Origin of the sequence: Pseudomonas sp., assembly GCF_035554175.1 — a bacterium.
In the GTDB taxonomy this organism is placed as follows: Bacteria; Pseudomonadota; Gammaproteobacteria; order Pseudomonadales; family Pseudomonadaceae; genus Aquipseudomonas.
In genome coordinates this window covers 1-17657 of record NZ_DATMIV010000022.1, presented here as the reverse complement: position 1 = coordinate 17657, position 17657 = coordinate 1, and the positions used below count along the sequence as shown (strand labels likewise).

The following is a 17657-nucleotide window of genomic DNA, read 5'->3' as shown; positions in this document are numbered from 1 at the left end:
TGTCGAGGGAATCGGACACGGGATAACGGACACTGTTAGTTTGCTAACTATCAATATCGCATTGGAGAGGATTTTCAGTCAAGTTTTGAAACAAATCTTTGAAATACTCGCGGCGAATACCCTGATCAAGCGCCTGCCACAACATCCGGCATGGCCCAAGCGCTTGGTCAAAGCAGAATCGTCAGCCGCCATAGCCTGATGACATTTCCTCGATGTAGTCGAACACCTCCTCCGGCACGCTGTACTGAAATTGCTTGCGGCGATGCTTTGAAACCTTGTCAGCGTTGTCCAGGCACATCATTACCAATTTCGAAAGATCGCTTCCCCGAACATCGAAACGGTCATTCACCGCTTTGATGACGAAATCGTATTTTTCAAGAAACGCGGTCTCCTCGCGTAACTCCACTTCCAGTGCCCGCAAGGCCATCTGCAAAGTAAATTCTGCGCATTGAGTAGCATCCCAGAATCGGTAGATAGCGTCGTGACCGATGAAATCGAACGTCATCTCATCGGAGTCCAGCCAAGTGACATTCCAGAACTCTCTAGCTGGTTTGGAGAACTCCTTCAGCGCTTCCAGATAGCTGGATTCCTCATGCTTCATCGCCACGGAGACGGGTAACAACAAACCGTTTTGCAGAGCACCGGACTGGCAAAGAGTCTGGTGAATCAGAAAGCGTGAGAGCCGACCGTTGCCATCCATGAACGGGTGAAGAAAAACAAATCCAAACGCAACAACCGCAGCTGCTATGAGCGGATCCACCTGCTTCGCCGAGTGATTGGCGAAAGCCATCAAATCCTCCATCAACTCACGACACAATTGCGGAGCTGGCGGCACGTAACTGACTCCGGCGGCGCCTCTCAAGCCATTGTGCAAATGATTCTGTTGATGACGGAAGAGCACTGCTTTATCGAAGGGATTCGAGACCGTGCTGTTTTGCAACTCGACCAGATAGTCCTCGCTCAGCTCTGTACGCTCGTGAGCTTGACGCAGAAGTCGAACAAAGCGCCGCGACTTTTCTTCGCTGGGCTCTTCTTTTTCTATAGCGAAGGAATCGCGAGTCTCATGCAGGTAGGCCCAATTGATTGCCCGATCCATCATCTCCGGCGGCAACGTTGCCATGAAAACCTGGGCTCGTCTAATGATGTCCAGATCGATCAGCTCCTGTAGCTTCACCGTTCGCTCAACGGTGGCGCAGTAATGCAATGACCCCAAACCATTGAAATCGACTCGCCAGCGACTATTCCGAACAGCTGGTCCGGTCACGTAGCGTTTGGGGTCGAACAAGGCGACGACGCTACCTCGAACCGGAACGGAGTAATCCAACTGTTTGCCAGTGAAGGTTTCCCATAGAAAACAGGCTTTACGGATGTATACCCCATTCGGGGATCTGCCAAGCTCACTTAACAGATCGCTCGCTTCAACAGATTCCACGGCCTGGGCAAGAATGCACAGGTTTATTCCTTCATGTTTTAGCGCAAACAGAATGTGCCCGAGCGTTGATCCCTGTGCAGGCGCGACGGCGGCTGGAACAGCAAGACAATCACCGATCAAGGTAATTCGGGTGACCGGTTTGATCATCGCAACGCGCTTGGGAGCAAACGCCTTGAGCTTTAAAGCGTCCCGCAGGTTGGCATATCCAACAGTTGGCATCGTCATCTTCCACAGAAAAAATCTACTGCGACGATTAAAGCCCAGTTTTTTTTACAGTAGGCATGTTTTTTTTACATTTCGGCCTTTTCCTACAATTTTTTTTACACGGCAAGTCTCTTTCGGGTATTGCTCGGGCGACCAATGACGCAGTTTGTTTCCAGACGACAGAAACTCAAGCTTATAAGTCATGCAGATTTACCGGCATGGGTGTTTCGTGATCTCGAGAACGCGCAATCTGCATAAGCTCAAGATCATCAAGCCGCTCGACCAACGCTTCGTAAACGTCGGCCGACACCATATAGCCCATGACCCGGTTGTGATTGAGTATTGCCACAGCACCGGCGTTTGCGCCTTTAAGAACGGCAGAAGGATTTTTCTTCAGTTCGGAAATACTGACAGCCATATCGGCGAAAACTCTTTGCACGGTAAGGACCTCGAATGCGATCGAAATTTCGGTCGATATCGAAGCTTATCAATTGCTGCCGTGACAGAGTCGCAAAGGTTCAGCCTGATCATCCCACCCGCCCCTTCCGCAACATCGCATTCAACTGATCCACCACCTCCGCCCAATCCGCATCATCCAGAATCTCCTCGCGCAGAAACTGCGCCTGACTTTCCGTCCAGAAAAACGCGTCGGCCAGATGCAACTGCGGTTTCAGCGGTGAATGGCTGGCGATGAACTGATCGATGCTGATCGGGTCGTCAGCGAGGCCGAGTTGTTTGAACAGGGCCGGTAGGCTGTGCTGCGGATTTTCCATGATGCACTCCTCTGTAATTCAGGTCAGGCGTCACGCCGTTTGCTGCAGTGGAGTTGATCATAGCTGTCGCTGTGGGTTCAGGGCCTGGCGACGTCCGGCGAGCCTGCAGCCAGTTGCGCTGCCGGATAGACCGATTGCCATCCACCGCCCAACGCCTTGTACAAGCCGACCATCCCCAGGGAAACGCCGGTTGAGCTTTCCACCCACTGCTCTTGTGTCGCCAGGAGCGCGCTCTGCACGGTGAGGACGTTGACGAAATCGACCACGCCTTCGACGTACTGCTGTTGCGCGGTGCGCAGGGCGATCTGGTTCTGGCGCACGGCTTCGGCGAGGCTGTCGCGACGGCGCTGGCTGGCGTTGTAGGCGGTCAGTTGGTCGTCGATTTCATGCCAAGCGCGCAGCACGGTTTGCTGGTAGGCGATGGCAGCTTCTTGTTGCTGGGCTTCGCGCAGTTGCAGCATGCCGCGCAAGCGACCGCCGTCGAACAACGGCAAGCTGAACTGCGGGCCAATGCCAAAGGCGCGCGAGCCCCAGGAGCCAAAATCGCTGAGTTGCATCGCCTGCGAACCGAGGTTGCCGGACAGGGTGATGCGTGGGTAGAAATCGCCTTTGGCCACGCCGATGTTGGCGGTGGCGGCGTGCAGACGCGCTTCGGCTTGGCGGATATCCGGCCGGCGTTCGGCCAATTGCGATGGCAGGCCGATGGCGGCTTGCGACGGTGACTGCGGCACTGCCGCTTCTGTGGATAACGTTTGCGCGAGGGCCTGCGGCGGTTCGCCCAGCAACAGACTGATCGCGTTGATCAGTTGCGCCTGGCGCTGCTCGAGTGCCGGCAGACGTGCATCGATGGCGGCGACTTGCGCGGCGGCTTCGGCGACGTCCAGATCGGTCGCCACGCCATCGGCCAGCCGCAGCTGCGAGAGCTTCAGACTGTGCCGGGCGACGTCGAGATTCTGCTGGGTGACGGCGCGGGTGTTCTGCACGCCGCGCAGCTGGATGTAGTTTTGCGCGGTGTCGGCGAGCACTGTCAGCAGCACACCACGACGATCATTTTCCGCCACTTCGAGATTGGCATCCGCGGCTTCGGTTTCACGGCGCACGCGGCCCCAGAAATCCAGCTCCCAGGAAGCCGAGAAACCGGCATCCCACAGGTTGAAGGCCGAATCACCGTTATTCCCCGACGGATCGTTCAGGCCTTTGCCGCTGTTGCGTTTGCGCCCGTAGCTGCCGGTGGCGGTACTGTTCGGATAACGTTCGGCGGTGATTATCTGGCGCGCGGCGCGGCTTTGTTGCAGACGGCTGCTGGCCAGCTTGAGGTCGAGGTTGCTGTTGAGCGCACGCTGGGTGAGCGCGGAAAGCTGCGGATCGTGGAAGATTTCCCACCAGCGTTCGTTCAGCGGTTCGCTGACGGCTTTGCTAGCGGCGGACTGGCTGGGTTTGGCCCAGTCGGCAATTTGTGTAGCTTGGGGCTTTTGGAAGTCCGGGCCGACAGTGCAGGCGCTGAGAGTTACTGCAAGCAAGGCACTCAGGGTGAGTTGATGCCACTGTCGGCTTCGCGAGCAGGCTCGCTCCCACCATTTGGAATGCGGTGCCCTTGTGAGAGCGAGCCTGCTCGCGAAGGCGACAGCCGATTCAACACCGATCATCGCTGCGTCACCTCGCGCCCGGACGCCATTGAGCTGGCGGTATCAATACTCGCCTCGACCGACATCCCCACCCGCAACCGCTCGGCCAGTGGCTGGCCCGGCTCCAGCACAATCTTCACCGGAATCCGCTGCACCACTTTAGTGAAATTGCCCGTCGCGTTATCCGGCTTCACTGCCGCGAACGTCACGCCCGTTGCCGGCGCAATGCTCTCGACGCGGCCAGTCAGGGCCTCACCACCGAGACTATCCACCCGCACTTGTACATCCTGCCCCGGCTGCACGTCGGTCAATTGGGTTTCCTGAAAGTTGGCGACCACATAGGCCTGATGCAACGGCACCACCGCCAACAGTTTGCTCCCTGGCGTGACGTAGGCGCCGACTCGCACCGCGCGCTCGCCGATCATGCCGTCTTGCGGCGCTGTGATGCGGGTGTAGGAGAGGTTGAAACTGGCGATTTCCAGCGCCGCCTGCGCGTGTTTCAGGTTGCCTTCGGCGGCGTTGCGCTGGGCAGTGAGAATCTCGACCTGCTTGCGTTCGGCCGCCAGTTTTGCGGTTGCAGTATCGAGGCTCGCCGAGGCTTGATCGATCCGCGTGCGCGCCTGTTGCGCGTTCTGCACAGTACCTGCGCCAACCCCGGCGAGGTGGTTGTAGCGGTTCAGTTCCTGCTGCGCGAAGGCCATTTGCGCTTTGGCCGAGACCACTGCAGCCTGCGCCTGAGCAATCAGCGAAGCCTGCCGTTCCAGAGTCGCGTTGGCGTTCTGCAACTGCGCTCGCGCGACCAGGGTTTGCGCATCCGCCGCTTCCGCCGCGGCGCGCAAATCGCGGTCATCGATCAGCGCCAGCAACTGCCCGGCCTTGACCTGCTGGTTGTCTTCGACCAGCACCTGTTTGATGAACCCGGCCACGCGCGGTACCACCAGCGTGTAATCGGCCGAGACGTAAGCGTCATTGGTGGTTTGCTCGGTGCGTTTGCCGAACAGCCCGGGCATCGCCAGATACACCAGCACGCCCACTGCCAATGCGGCAGCCACAGCTACCGCGAGTTTTTGCTTGGATTGAGTCATAAAAACCTTCAGTTTCAATGCAGCTATCAGGTCGGCGCGCGCGGTGGATAAATCCGCGTCGGGAGCCAGAAAATCAGCAGAATCAACGCCACGGCAACGCCGGCCATGCACACGTAAAGATCGGACGAAGTCAGCACTACCGCCTGCTCGTGCAGACGGTGAGCAAGGCCCGGATCGCTGCGGTCGGCCAACGGCGAGTTGCCGAGGCTGTCGACCAACATGGTCGAATGGAAATGCAGGCGCGAGGTGGTCAGTGCTTCGATCACACCGGTCGCCACCACCGCCGACAGGCCTTTCACGGTGTTAAACCACGCCGAAGCGAATGGCCCCTCCATCGGCGTAATGCTGCCGGTGGAGAGCATCAACAACGGCAACACCGCCATCGGCTGGCCGAAAATCTGCAGCCATTGCAGAACGTAGAAATCGTCGCGGATCCACGCCGAGGTCAGATGCGAACCGCCCAGGCAGGACAGCGCGAGCATGCCCAGACCAATGCCGAGCACCCAGCGACAATCGACCCAGCGCAAATTGCACAGCGCTGCCACCAATGGCAATGCAACCAGTTGCGGCATCGCGGCGATGAGCATGATCGGCGCGGTCTGCGCCGGGCGATAACCCTGCACCTGGGCCAAGTAACTAGACGGAATCAGCACCACCGCCAGCAGTACGATCAGCACACCTGCCAAAGTGATCAGTGCGAACATCAGGTTGCGGATGCCGAGCATCTGTAACTTGAAAAACGGAATCGGCTGCGACCATTCATTGATCAGGAACGCCACCAGCAGCAGCGAACCGGCGCCGAGCAAGGCGCAGATCAGGCTCGACTCGAACCAGTCCAGCCGATTGCCCTGCAACAGACCGATCACCAGCATGCAGATCGCCGGAAAGCCCAGCAGCAAACCTTTCCAGTTGAACGATTTGAGGCGCTCCAGCCGCAGCGGATCCTGCGGCAAGCCGTAGGCCACGGCGGCCATAGCGATCAGGCACGGCACGATGATCTGCCAGAAGGTCCATTGCCAGCCGACGTATTCAGTCCACAGACCGGCCAGCGGCGTGCCAAGGCCCGGGCCGAACGTCGCGGTCAAGGCGTAGCCGGCCAGTCCGTACAGCTTGATGTTCGCCGGCAGGAAACGCAGTGCGACGGTCATCAGCATCGGCGGAAGCGCGCCGCCTGCCAAGCCCTGGAGGATGCGCATCAACAACAGACTTTCGTAATTCGGGGCGAACGGGCACAGCACGCCAAGCACGGTAAACAGGCCGATTGCGCAGAGGGTAAAGCGGCGCAACGAGAAGGTCACCGAGCACCACGGTGCGAACGCCATGGCCGCGACCGAGGTGGCGGTGTAACTGGCGACGAGCCAGGTGCCTTCGTCATAACCGATGTGCAGCGCGCCGCGAATATCGGCCAGCGCGACTTTGGTAACCATCTCGTTGAGGCCAGAGACCAGCACGGCCAATAGCACGCCAAACAGACCAATGATGATCCGCGCCCCGAACACCGGTGGCGTCGCCGCCGTGGCCGGGCTGGTCGCGGCAAGGGGCGCCGTGACCGTCAGGGAAGTCATGAATGAAAAACTCCGGGGGTGAAATACCGGAGCATTTTAGTGGGGCTTGGGGATGACGAAAATTGACTTATTGGCAGGTTATAAGTGCATAAGACACAACGATTAATATCCATGTGGGAGCGAGCCTGCTCGCGAAGACGCCGGGTCAGTCACCGCAGTGGCGACTGATACACCGCTTTCGCGAGCAGGCTCGCTCCCACAGGAAATCTTTGGTGTCTGATGATTTATGGCTGCGCCGCCAGCCACGTTTCATCGCAGCAGGCCTTGAGGGTTTCGCGCAGCCAGCGGTGGGCCGGATCCTTGTCGAACCGCGGGTGCCAGGCCTGGGTCAGCATCAGCATGGGCAGCGGGACCGGCAGGTCGAAGGACCGCAGCTTCAGGCCCAGTCGCCGCACGCTGAGCAGCGCTTCCTTGGGCACCGGCAGGATCAGGTCGGAATCCGGCAAGGCAAACATCGCCGCATGGAAACTGGGTGCAATTACCGCCACCCGGCGTTCCAGGCCCAAGGCATTCAACGCCGTATCGATCGGCCCTCTGGCGATACCTCGGCGCGACATGCTGATATGTGAAAACCCGGCATAACGCTCGGCAGTGATTTCACCGTCGAGCAACGGGTGATTCTCACGCACCAGCCCAACGAAGTGCGTGGAGAACAGGTTCTGCACTTTCACTTCCGGCGTAACGGGACGGGTATTGCTGACGCTCAAGTCGATGCGTCCTTCGCGTAACGCCTCGTCGTCGCCGTCGCCTTCCGGGACAAAGCGCAGCTCGCAGTGCGGGGCGAGCTGGTCGAGCGTATCGAACAACTTGCCGCCGTAGACGCCGACGAAGAAGTCATTGGCGCGAATGCTGAAGCGCCGCCGCAAGGTGCCCAACTCCACAGTGTCAGCAGAGCGGAACAGCAGCGCCGCCTGTTCGACTACGTCACGAACCTGTTCACGCAGTTCGAGGGCTTTGGGCGTCGGCACCAGACCGCGTCCGGCGCGTACCAGAACGGGATCGCCGATGGCTTCGCGGATCCGCGTCAGCGTGCGGCTCATGGCTGCCGGGCTGAGGTTCATGCGCCGTGCAGCGCCGACCACACTGCCCTCGTCGAGCAAGGCATCAAGGGCGACCAGAAGGTTCATGTCCGGGAGTTGCATGCTGAGCACTCTTGGCTGATCTGGATTGATCTGCGCGCAATGCTAGCAGATCAAAAGATCGCAGCCTTCGGCAGCTCCTACAGGGATTGCATTTGCATGTAGGAGCTGCCGAAGGCTGCGATCTTTTCAGGTCAGCGCTGCATACCCCAACGCTTGACGGTCACACGCTCGAGGGTGTCAAACACCAGATTCTCCACCAGCAAGCCAATCAGAATCACCACTGCCAACCCGGCAAACACCTTGTCGGTGTACAGCTCATTGCGATTCTGAAAGATGTACCAGCCCAACCCGCCCTTGCCACTGGTCGCGCCAAACACCAGTTCGGCCGCGATCAACGTGCGCCAGGCAAACGCCCAGCCAATCTTCAAACCGGCGAGAATCGAAGGCAGCGCCGCCGGGATCAGGATGAACAACACCAGACGCAACCCCTTCAGACCATAGTTGCGCCCGGCCATGCGCAGCGTCTCGGACACGCCGAGAAATCCGGCATAGGTGTTCAGTGCCAGCGCCCATAACACCGAATGCACCAACACGAAAATCAGACTGTTCTGCCCCAGCCCGAACCACAGCAGCGCCAGTGGCAGAAGGGCAATCGCCGGCAACGGGTTGAACATCGAAGTCATCGTGCTCAACAGATCGCGGCCCAGCTGGGTCGAGACAGCCAACGTGGTCAGAGCAAAGGCCAGGACGATACCGATCAGGTAACCCTTGATCAGCACGACCAGCGAGATCCACACCTTGGCCAACAGCTCGCCGCTGAGCAGGCCGTCGAACAGGGCCTGCGTCGTCTGCAAAAAACCCGGCAGCATCAGGTCGTTGTTCTGAATCCGCGCGACCACTTCCCAGACGATCGCCAGGACGATCAGGATCAGGCTTTTGCGCAGCCAGCTCTGTTGCCACAGCCGCGTGCCGAGCGGCAATTCACGCTCGACCGGTACTTCGGTCAGTGGCTCAAGCACGGTTTCGAATTCTTCACGCACAGATGATGAATGGCTCATCGGGTCATCCTCCTGGCCGCTCAATAGGCGATGCGAATATCGTTGAAGTCATGTTCACGCTCGGTCTCCAGCGCCTGACCTTCATCGAACAGCAGACGATGAATACGCCGCGCCGATTCCTGAAACGCCACGCCACCGAGACTGTGCAGATCGTATTGATGGCTGTGCACTTCGGCGCGCACCCGGCCCGGATGCGGCGACAGCAAGAGGATGCGATTGCCCACCACCAGTGCTTCTTCAATCGAATGGGTGACGAACAACAGGGTGAAACGCACCTCTTCCCATAGCAGCAGCAATTCCTCCTGCATCTTGCGGCGGGTCAGTGCATCGAGTGCGGCGAAGGGTTCATCCATCAACAGGATTTTTGGCTGCATTGCCAAGGCCCGGGCGATCGCTACCCGCGCTTTCATGCCGCCGGACAGGGTGTGTGGGTAGGCATCGGCGAATGCCGCCAGGCCGACCTTTTCCAGGTAGTGCAGCGCACGTTCTTCAGCGTCTTTCTTGTTCAAGGTGCGCGAGGCGAGCAACGGGAACATCACGTTCTGCTTCACGGTTTTCCACGGCGGCAATTGATCGAATTCCTGGAACACCACGATCCGGTCTGGCCCCGGCGCCTCGACCCGTTGACCTTGCAGACGGATCTCGCCTTCGCAAGGCTGGATGAACCCTGCGACGGCTTTGAGCAGGGTCGATTTACCGCAACCGGACGGGCCAAGCAGGACAAAACGATCGGCCGGGTCGACGGCGAAACTGACTTGATGGGTGGCGCGCACCACACGCTGCGGCGTGCGGTACTCAAGGCTGACGTGATCGACCGCAAGCAGCGCTTGGGCAGCGGCGATCGGGTTGCTGGCCGCGTGGCCTGGCAAAGGGGCGTTCATGGTCGATCTCCGGCAAATCAGAAAGGCGCGTCGCCCTGGATGGTCGTGCGATACAACTTGCGGCGCAGGTGCGCTGGGCAGCCAGCGGCGAGGTGGATCAGCGAGCGGTTATCCCAGAACACCAGATCGTGGGGCTCCCACTGATGGCGGTAGATGTTTTGCGGCAACACGCTGTGGGCAAACAGTTCGGCGAGCAACTGACGGCTCTCGTCCTCCGGCAGGCCGATGATGCGCGTGGTAAAGCCTTCGCTGACGAACAGTGCCTTGCGGCCGTTTTCCGGATGGGTACGCACCACCGGATGCACCACTTCGGCGACCTGGGCCAGTTGCTCCGGGGTCAGGGTCGGGCGCCAGTTGCCTTCGAATTTTGTCTCGCTGTAGCGCGCCGTGTAGGAGTGCGCAGCGAAGCGTCCTTCAACCGCATTGCGCAACGCAGCGGGCAGGTCGTCCCAGGCTTTGTGCATGTCGGCAAACAGCGTGTCGCCGCCCTCGGAGGGCAACTCTTGGGCGTGCAGCATCGAGCCGAGACTCGGCAGTTCTTTATAGGAAAGATCCGAATGCCAGAACTTGCCGGCGTCACCGAGACCAATGTTCTGGCCGTTCTCGATGATGTTGGAAACGATGAGGATTTCCGGGTGATTGGCCAACAGAAACTGCTTGAGCACGTGGATCTGCAACACGCCGAAGAGGCGGCTGAAGTCGATTTGCTGTTGCGGGGTGATCTGCTGGTCGCGAAAGACCACGACATGGTGATCCAGGTGCGCGCGGTGAATGCGCGCAAAGTCCTGATCATTGACCGGCCGACTGAGGTCGAGGCCAATGATCTCGGCGCCAACGGCACCGCTGAACGGGCGGATTTCGAAAACTTGTGGCGCGGCAGTTGCGGCGCTTTCGGTGGCAGTAGCAGCGGACATCAATCATCTCCCACGCACGGCGCGCTCACGGGCGCGCACGTCGATCAGACACTCACGCCAATTGCGTGTCGGTTCAGGTCGTGCGGCGCGCCGATTGGTCGGCAGGTACGCAGGAGGGTGACTTTATAGCTATAAGAATCTGAAATTAAATACCGTTAATGAATAACGATATGGCGAATGGTGAGGGATGGATTTGCGCGGCGAGTGACGTTTTGTGTCACAAATTGGCCGGAAGTGGCGATTTCACTGACGCCTTCGCGAGCAAGCTCGCTCCCACAGAATTTTGGGTTGGAACACTGTTGTGTGTTCGGCGCAAAAAACTGTGGGAGCGAGCTTGCTCGCGAAGGGGCCATCAGCAGCGCTGAAGATCTAGCGCTCGTGCAACGCCTCAGCCCGCGCTCGGATGATTGGCTTGAGCAAATAGCTCAACACCGACTTCTTGCCGGTAATGATATCCACCGACGCGACCATCCCCGGGATGATCAGTAGTGGCTTTTCATCCGTGCCCAAATGGCTGCGCTCGGTGCGTACCTTGATCACGTAGTAGGTGGTTTTCTTGTCTTCGTCGGTGATGGTGTCGGCGCCAATCTGCTCCAACTGCGCCTTGAGCCCGCCGTAAATGGTGTAGTCATAGGCGGTGAATTTGACGATCGCCTCCTGCCCCGGGTGCAGAAAGGCAATGTCCTGCGGGCGAATCTTGGCTTCGACCAGCAGCGTGTCGTCCAGCGGCACGATTTCGACCATGTCGCTGCCCGGCTGGATCACCCCGCCGATGGTGTTGACCAGTAATTTATTGACGATACCGCGCACTGGCGAAGTGACCAGCGTACGGCTGACGCGGTCTTCCAGCGCCTTGCCGGTGGCCTGGGCCTTGTTCAGATCGGTGCGTGCTTCGTTGAGCTGGGTCAGCGCTTCGCTACGGAATTTGCCACGGGTCTCGTCGATCTTGCGCTGCACTTCCTTGATCGCCGACTCGGCACGCGGGATCGCCAGCGTTGTAGCGTCGAGCTGACCACGGGTTTCCACTTCGGCACGCTTGAGCCGCAACACTTCCACCGGCGAGACCGCGCCCTGCGCCACCAGTGGCTCGGACATGTTGATTTCCTGACGCTGCAAGCCGAGTTGCTGACGATATTGCGCCTGCTTGGAGCTGAACTCACGCAGCTCTTGCTGACGCTGGATCAACTGCTCCTGCAAGCCGCCGATCTCGTCGTGCAGTTGCTGACGGCGGCTGATGTACAGCGACTCTTCGCTTTTCGCCTGACCCGGCACCGCTTTGAGTACGTCCTCAGGGAAATTCAGCGGCCGGTCATCGACTTCCGCGCTCAGACGCTCGACCCTCAACAACATCGACAGGCGATCGGCCTCGGTTTCGCCGACGTTTGAGGCAAATCGTGTGTCGTCGAGACGAATCAGCGGCGCGCCGGCCTCGACGATCTGGCCTTCCTTGACGAACAGCTCGGAGACGATACCGCCCTCCAGGTTCTGGATTTTCTGGATCTTCGACGACGGAATCGCCTTGCCGTCGCCCTTGGTCACCTCATCGATCACCGCGAAGTTGGCCCAGAGCATGAGGAACACGAAGAAGCCGATGATCGCCCAGATAGTCAGGCGCACGACGCGCGGGGCGTCTTCGATCAGCGCCTTGTTGACCTCCGGCAGCGGCTGGCCCTGCAGCGAGGCAGAGCCCTTGAAGTAGCGACGGATCGACTCCTTGACACCGGACTTAAGCAACACTGATCTGCCCCTTCTTCAACGCTTCCATCACGGCGGCTTTCGGGCCGTCGGCGAGAATCTGCCCGCGATCAATCACCAGCAGGCGATCGACCAGCGACAACAGCGATGCCCGGTGCGTGACCAGCACCACGGTCTTGTTTTCAATCACCGCCGCGAGGCGTTGCTTGAGGCGTTCTTCGCCGGTGTTGTCCATCGCACTGGTCGGCTCATCCATCAGCAGAATCGGCGGATTGAGCAACAGCGCCCGGGCCAGCGCGACGTTCTGCCGTTGACCGCCGGAGAGGTTCTGCCCGCGCTCGCCGACTTGCAGTTCATAGCCTTGCGGGTGCAGACGGGCGAATTCGTGGACGCCAGCCAGTTCGGCGGCTTGCAGGACAAGCTCGTCTTCGACATAACGCGCGCCAGACACCAGGTTGTCACGCAGGGTGCCGGACAATAGTTGAATATCCTGTGGCACGTAGCCGATGTTGTAGCGCAGTTCGCTGACGTCGATCTGGCGAATATCCACGCCGTCGACCAGCAATGCGCCGTCGTCCGGTTGATACAGGCCGACCAGCAGTTTTGCCAGGGAACTCTTGCCCGAGCCGCTGCGACCGATGATGCCGATCTTTTCCCCGGGACGAATCACCAGGTTGATGTTCTTCAGTGCCGGGTTCTGCTGATCCGGATAGGTGAAACTGAGCTGGCGGCATTCGATGGCGCCCTGCAGAACCTTGCGGCTCAGCGGGCGCTCTTCGAAATTGCGCTCCTGCGGCAGCTCCATCATCTGGTCGACCGAGGTCATGGTGACTCGCGCCTGTTGGTAACGCGTCAGCAGGCCGGACAGCGAAGCAAGCGGACTCAGCGCGCGGCCACTGAGCATGTAGCAGGCGATCAGCCCGCCCATGCTCAGGTTGCCGGCAATGATCTGGTACACGCCGAAGACGATCATGATCACCCCGGCCAGTTGCTGGATCAGCAAGGTGATGTTCATCGCCAGGCCAGAGAGCATTTTCACCCGCAGCTCGAGGCGGCTGAGGGTGCCGATGGTCTGCTCCCACTGATACTGGCGCTCGCTTTCGGCGTTGTTGACCTTGACCGCGTCGAGCCCGGCAAGGGTTTCGATCAGGCTCGACTGGCGCTCGGCGCCCAGCGCCATGGTGCGTTCCATGGTCGCGATCAGCGGCTTCTGCAAGGCGTAGCCGATCAGCAGGGCAATCGGGAACGCCAGTACCGGAATCCATACCAGATGCCCGCCGAGGATGGCGATAACGATGAAAATCAGGATGGTGAACGGCAGGTCGATCAGACTGGTCAGGGTCAGCGAGGCGAGGAAGTCGCGCAGGCTCTGAAACTCATGGATGTTCTGGGCAAAGCTGCCGACCCGCGCCGGGCGGTATTTCATCGCCATGCCGACGATGCGCTCGAACAGCGTGGCGGAGATGATCAGGTCGGTTTTCTTCCCGGCCAGGTCCAGGCACAAGCTGCGCAGACTCTTGAGAATCAGGTCGAAGATGTAGGCGCCCGTGATGCCCAGCGCCAGCACCCATAGAGTCGCTTCGGCCTGGTTCGGCACCACGCGGTCGTAGACGTTCATCACGAACAGCGGCGCGGCCATGGCGATGATGTTGATCAGAAAACTGGCGGCGATCGCATCGGCGTAGAGCCAGCGCGAACGCTTGAGGGTGTCGCGAAACCATGAACGCGCACGCGGGATCAGTGTGCCGTGGTTGACGTCGAATTTGTGCTGCGGCTGGGCGAAGAACACTTTGCCGGTGTAATCGTCGGTCAGCAGTTCCCGGCTGACTACCGATTCGCCACCGTCGCTTTCGCTGAGCAGCAATCGCGCATCGTTATCGCCCTGCCAGCCAAGCAGGACGGCACTGCGGCCATCCTTGAGCAGCAACAGCGCGGGCATGGCGATCGCCGGAATTTCTTCGAGCTTGCGCTGCAGCACCCGACCTTGCAGCCCGGCGCGGGCCGCTGCACGTGGCAGCAACTCGACACTCAAGCGTTGTTTGGGCAGCGGCAGACCGGTGGTCAGCATCGCCGCGCTGGCAGGCTTCTGGTGCAGCATGCACAAAGCGAGCAGGCCATCGAGCAACGGGTCGTCATGCAACGCGCGTGGATCATGGCTGAGTTGAACTCGACTGACTTCTGATTCCACGCTCGGCACTCTTCAACAGTTGAAAGGGATAATCTCAATTCATCCCAGGCAGCTGGACCTTGGGCTTCACGTCGTTCTGCACAACGGATGCCAACGGTGCGACCACTCCCTGGCTTTTGAGCAATTGGCCCATGGTCGCCTTGATTCGGTATTGAGTAAATAACTGAATGTTCTTGATTTCCGCCAGACGCCGCGAGGCGGTGAACAGTTCGTTTTCGCTGTCGAGCAAGTCCAGCAGCGTCCGCTCGCCAAGACTGAATTGACGCTGGTAGGCGGTGCGCACCGAGGTGCTGTGATCAACGTATTGCTGGGCGATAGGCACCTGAGCGTTGGCGTTGTTCAGGGCGTTCCAGGCCAGGCCAAGCTCTTCGTTCAACTGACGCAGGGCGTTGTTGCGGATGTCCAGCGCTTGGTTGGCCAGGTACGACTTGGATTCCAGGTCGGCCTTGTTGCTGCCACCGGAATAGAGGTTGAAGCGCATGCGCAGCATGGCCTGCCATTCGTTGTTGTGGCCGTTCTGGCCGTCAAGATCGTTGTCGGCGGTACGACCCAGTTCGGCGTCGAAGCGCGGGTAGAACGTTGATTTGGCGGTGGAGTACTGTTTTTCGGCAGCGGCGATATCCGACTCGGCCGAGCGCAGGATCGGGCTGTTTTCCAGCATCTGCGCGCGGGCTTCGTTGAGGTTGGCCGGCATCATCGCCATGAACGGCGCCGGGGGTTCGAGTTGATCGGGCATCTGGCCGACGGCACTGAGGAAGTTGGTTTCGGCGTCGGCGAGGTTGGTCTGCTCGGTGATCAGATTGTTGCGGGCCTGGGCCATGCGCGCTTCGGCCTGATCGAGGTCGGCACCGCTGCCGACGCCGCGCTGGGTGCGCAACTGGATCTGATCGTAAATGCGCTGGTGGCTCTTGAGGTTTTCCTCGGCCAGACGTACGAATTCGCGACGGGTCAGTACATCGAGATAGACCTGAGCAACGGTCAGCGCGGTGCGTTCGGAGGTGCCAAGCAAAGAATAAGCTCGGGAACTGACGTTGGCTTGTTGACGCGCAACTTCGTTGGACGTCGCAAAACCGTCAAAAACCATTTGCGAGAGACGTAAACTTGACTCACTGCGGTTCAGTGTCTCCCAGTGATTGCCGCCGCCGTTCGCGCGGGTCGTCACGCTGTCGGTGCCTTCGCGTCCATATCCGCCCAGCAGATCGACCTTGGGCAGGTATCCCCCTTTCGCAGCCTTTAATTGATAATCCGCGGCCAATCGACTGTTGACCCCCGCCTGGATCTCCGGATGGACATCCATCGCTTGTTGCATGGCTTCTGGTAAGGATTGTGCTTGTACAAAAGAGGCGGCGAGAGCGAAGGGGGCGGCAAGGAGCAAAAGCGAACGCATGGTTGGAATTTTCCCGGAACTTCTTGTCTTGAATCACAGCAGAAACGTGGCGCTGCGTCGGATGATGGCAACCCGAAAGACCGTATGTCGGAAAGTTCAAAAAAGGAACTGGATGACACGCTGAAGGACAGGTCGCCGCGGAAATATCAATGTGACATTAGTGGGGCGATTGTTTAGGATGGCACCCATAAGGTCAATAGTTTGGCATAAAGTTAATCGCGAAAATATCAAGCCAGATTATTGACGAAATGCAGCGTCAACAAGTTATCCATTTTATAGATATACGTCCAGACTGAAGTGGCGCCGACGCCCGTCAGGTCCATGGAAGTCAACTGAATGCGACACCCGGAGAGTCTTCAATGAGCAGTGTTGTTGCCATCGTCAAAAGCATTGTCGGTCAGGTTTTCGTGGTGTCCCCAGAGGGCGTGCGTCGCGTACTCGTTGAAGGCGATCGCCTGTATGTGGGTGATCAGATCGATACCGGTCTGTCCGGCGCGGTGTCGCTGGAATTGGCCGATGGCCGCATGCTCGATCTGGGCCGCGACACCCAGTGGAGCGCCAGCACTCCTGACTCCAGCACCGATCTGGCCGAAGCCACTGCACAGGCTGCGCCGTCGGTTGAAGAACTGCAGCAAGCCATCGCCGCCGGTGTCGACCCGACCACCGCCCTTGAGTCAACCGCTGCCGGCCCGACCGCCGCAGGTACCGGCGGTGCTGCCGGTGGCGGTCACAGCTTCGTAATGCTCGATGCCACCGCTGGCCGCGTCGATCCGACCATTGGCTTTCCCACGGCAGGCATCAATTCCGCCGGGCAAATTACCCAGGACACCACGGGTGGCCTGACCACCGATACCACTACCAACGCGCTGCGTGACTCGACCCTGAGCCTCAGCGCCACACCGACCATCACCGAAGCCGGTGGCGTGCTGGTATACACCGCGACCCTGACCCAGGCACCGCTGAGCGACCTGACCATCACCTTGTCCAACGGTGCGGTGATCGTCATCCCGGCCGGTTCCACTACTGGCACCGTCAACGTGCCGCTGGCGCCAAACGACACTGTATATAACGACCCGACGCAGATCGACGTGACCGTCACCGGCACCACCGGCGGCAACGGCATCACAGTGACCCCGCCGACCGCCCCGGCCACCACGCAAGTCACCGACACCGTCGACACCACCACCGTCACGTTGACGGCTGGCTCGAACGTGACCGAAGGCGGGCAGATCACTTATACCGCGACGTTGACCAATCCGGCGCAGACGCCGGTAACCGTCACGCTGTCGAATGGCTCGACCATTACCATTGGCGCTGGCCAGACTAGCGGCACGGTCAACGTGCCGACTGCGGCCAATGACGTCTATAACAATGGCAGCACCGTTACGACGACGATCACTGGGGCCACCGGTGGCAATTTCGAAAACCTGGTGCCGAATCCGACGCCAGCGGTCACTACGATCACCGACTCGGTCGACAACACCGGCCTGACTCTGACCGCCACCAACAACATCGTTGAAGGCGGGCAGATCACCTACACCGCGACGCTGACCAACCCGGCGCAAACCCCGGTAACCGTCACCCTGTCGAACGGCTCGACCATCACCATTGCGGCTGGCGAAACCGTCGGCACGGTCAACGTGCCGACTGCGGCCAATGACGTCTATAACAATGGCAGCACCGTTACGACGACGATCACTGGGGCCACCGGTGGCAATTTCGAAAACCTGGTGCCGAATCCGACGCCAGCGGTGACCACGATCACCGA

At 59.6% G+C, this 17657-nt stretch carries 14 protein-coding genes; 1 reads left to right on the top strand and 13 read right to left on the bottom strand.

Going from position 1 to position 17657, the window contains the following annotated elements; all coding sequences use genetic code 11:
* Positions 1-181 precede the first annotated feature (181 nt).
* The 13 genes from VNV36_RS11465 to VNV36_RS11405 all read right to left on the bottom strand — a co-directional run bounded on the left by VNV36_RS11465 (position 182) and on the right by VNV36_RS11405 (position 15889).
* Positions 182-1651: a Fic family protein gene (locus tag VNV36_RS11465; protein WP_325717858.1), complete on the bottom strand. Its 1470-nt coding sequence runs from the start codon at positions 1649-1651 to the stop codon at positions 182-184.
* A 178-nt stretch (positions 1652-1829) separates the two neighbouring features.
* On the bottom strand, positions 1830-2075 hold the full coding sequence (locus tag VNV36_RS11460; RefSeq protein ID WP_253497765.1) for a type II toxin-antitoxin system prevent-host-death family antitoxin: 246 nt from the start codon (positions 2073-2075) through the stop codon (positions 1830-1832).
* 88 nt (positions 2076-2163) lie between these two features.
* Positions 2164-2409, bottom strand: coding sequence for a DUF2789 domain-containing protein (locus VNV36_RS11455; protein ID WP_325717857.1), 246 nt, complete (start codon positions 2407-2409; stop codon positions 2164-2166).
* A 77-nt stretch (positions 2410-2486) separates the two neighbouring features.
* Positions 2487-4055: an efflux transporter outer membrane subunit gene (locus VNV36_RS11450; protein ID WP_325717856.1), complete on the bottom strand. Its 1569-nt coding sequence runs from the start codon at positions 4053-4055 to the stop codon at positions 2487-2489.
* Complete coding sequence (locus tag VNV36_RS11445; protein WP_325717855.1) at positions 4052-5119, bottom strand: HlyD family secretion protein; 1068 nt, start codon at positions 5117-5119, stop codon at positions 4052-4054. The genes VNV36_RS11450 and VNV36_RS11445 overlap by 4 nt, the downstream gene beginning before the upstream one ends.
* A gap of 26 nt (positions 5120-5145) precedes the next feature.
* Entirely contained in the window at positions 5146-6684 is a 1539-nt protein-coding gene (locus tag VNV36_RS11440) for an MFS transporter (protein ID WP_325717854.1), read from the bottom strand.
* Between the two features lie 224 nt (positions 6685-6908).
* Positions 6909-7826 (bottom strand): LysR family transcriptional regulator, encoded by a 918-nt coding sequence (locus VNV36_RS11435; protein WP_325717853.1) that lies wholly within the window; start codon positions 7824-7826, stop codon positions 6909-6911.
* Between the two features lie 131 nt (positions 7827-7957).
* Positions 7958-8824, bottom strand: coding sequence for an ABC transporter permease (locus VNV36_RS11430; protein ID WP_325717852.1), 867 nt, complete (start codon positions 8822-8824; stop codon positions 7958-7960).
* Positions 8825-8844: 20 nt separating this feature from the next.
* Positions 8845-9705, bottom strand: a complete 861-nt coding sequence (locus VNV36_RS11425; protein ID WP_325717851.1) for an ABC transporter ATP-binding protein — start codon at positions 9703-9705, stop codon at positions 8845-8847.
* Positions 9706-9722: 17 nt separating this feature from the next.
* Complete coding sequence (locus tag VNV36_RS11420) at positions 9723-10619, bottom strand: TauD/TfdA dioxygenase family protein (RefSeq protein WP_325717850.1); 897 nt, start codon at positions 10617-10619, stop codon at positions 9723-9725.
* Between the two features lie 369 nt (positions 10620-10988).
* Positions 10989-12356, bottom strand: a complete 1368-nt coding sequence (locus tag VNV36_RS11415; protein WP_024011116.1) for an HlyD family type I secretion periplasmic adaptor subunit — start codon at positions 12354-12356, stop codon at positions 10989-10991.
* Positions 12346-14502, bottom strand: a complete 2157-nt coding sequence (locus VNV36_RS11410; protein WP_325717849.1) for a type I secretion system permease/ATPase — start codon at positions 14500-14502, stop codon at positions 12346-12348. Before VNV36_RS11410 ends, VNV36_RS11415 begins: the two co-directional genes overlap by 11 nt.
* 34 nt (positions 14503-14536) lie before the next feature.
* Complete coding sequence (locus VNV36_RS11405; protein ID WP_325717848.1) at positions 14537-15889, bottom strand: TolC family outer membrane protein; 1353 nt, start codon at positions 15887-15889, stop codon at positions 14537-14539.
* Positions 15890-16248: 359 nt separating this feature from the next.
* Here VNV36_RS11405 and VNV36_RS11400 point away from each other — a divergent pair.
* Positions 16249-17657 (top strand): retention module-containing protein (locus VNV36_RS11400; protein WP_325717847.1); only part of this gene is annotated, 1409 nt, incomplete at its 3' end.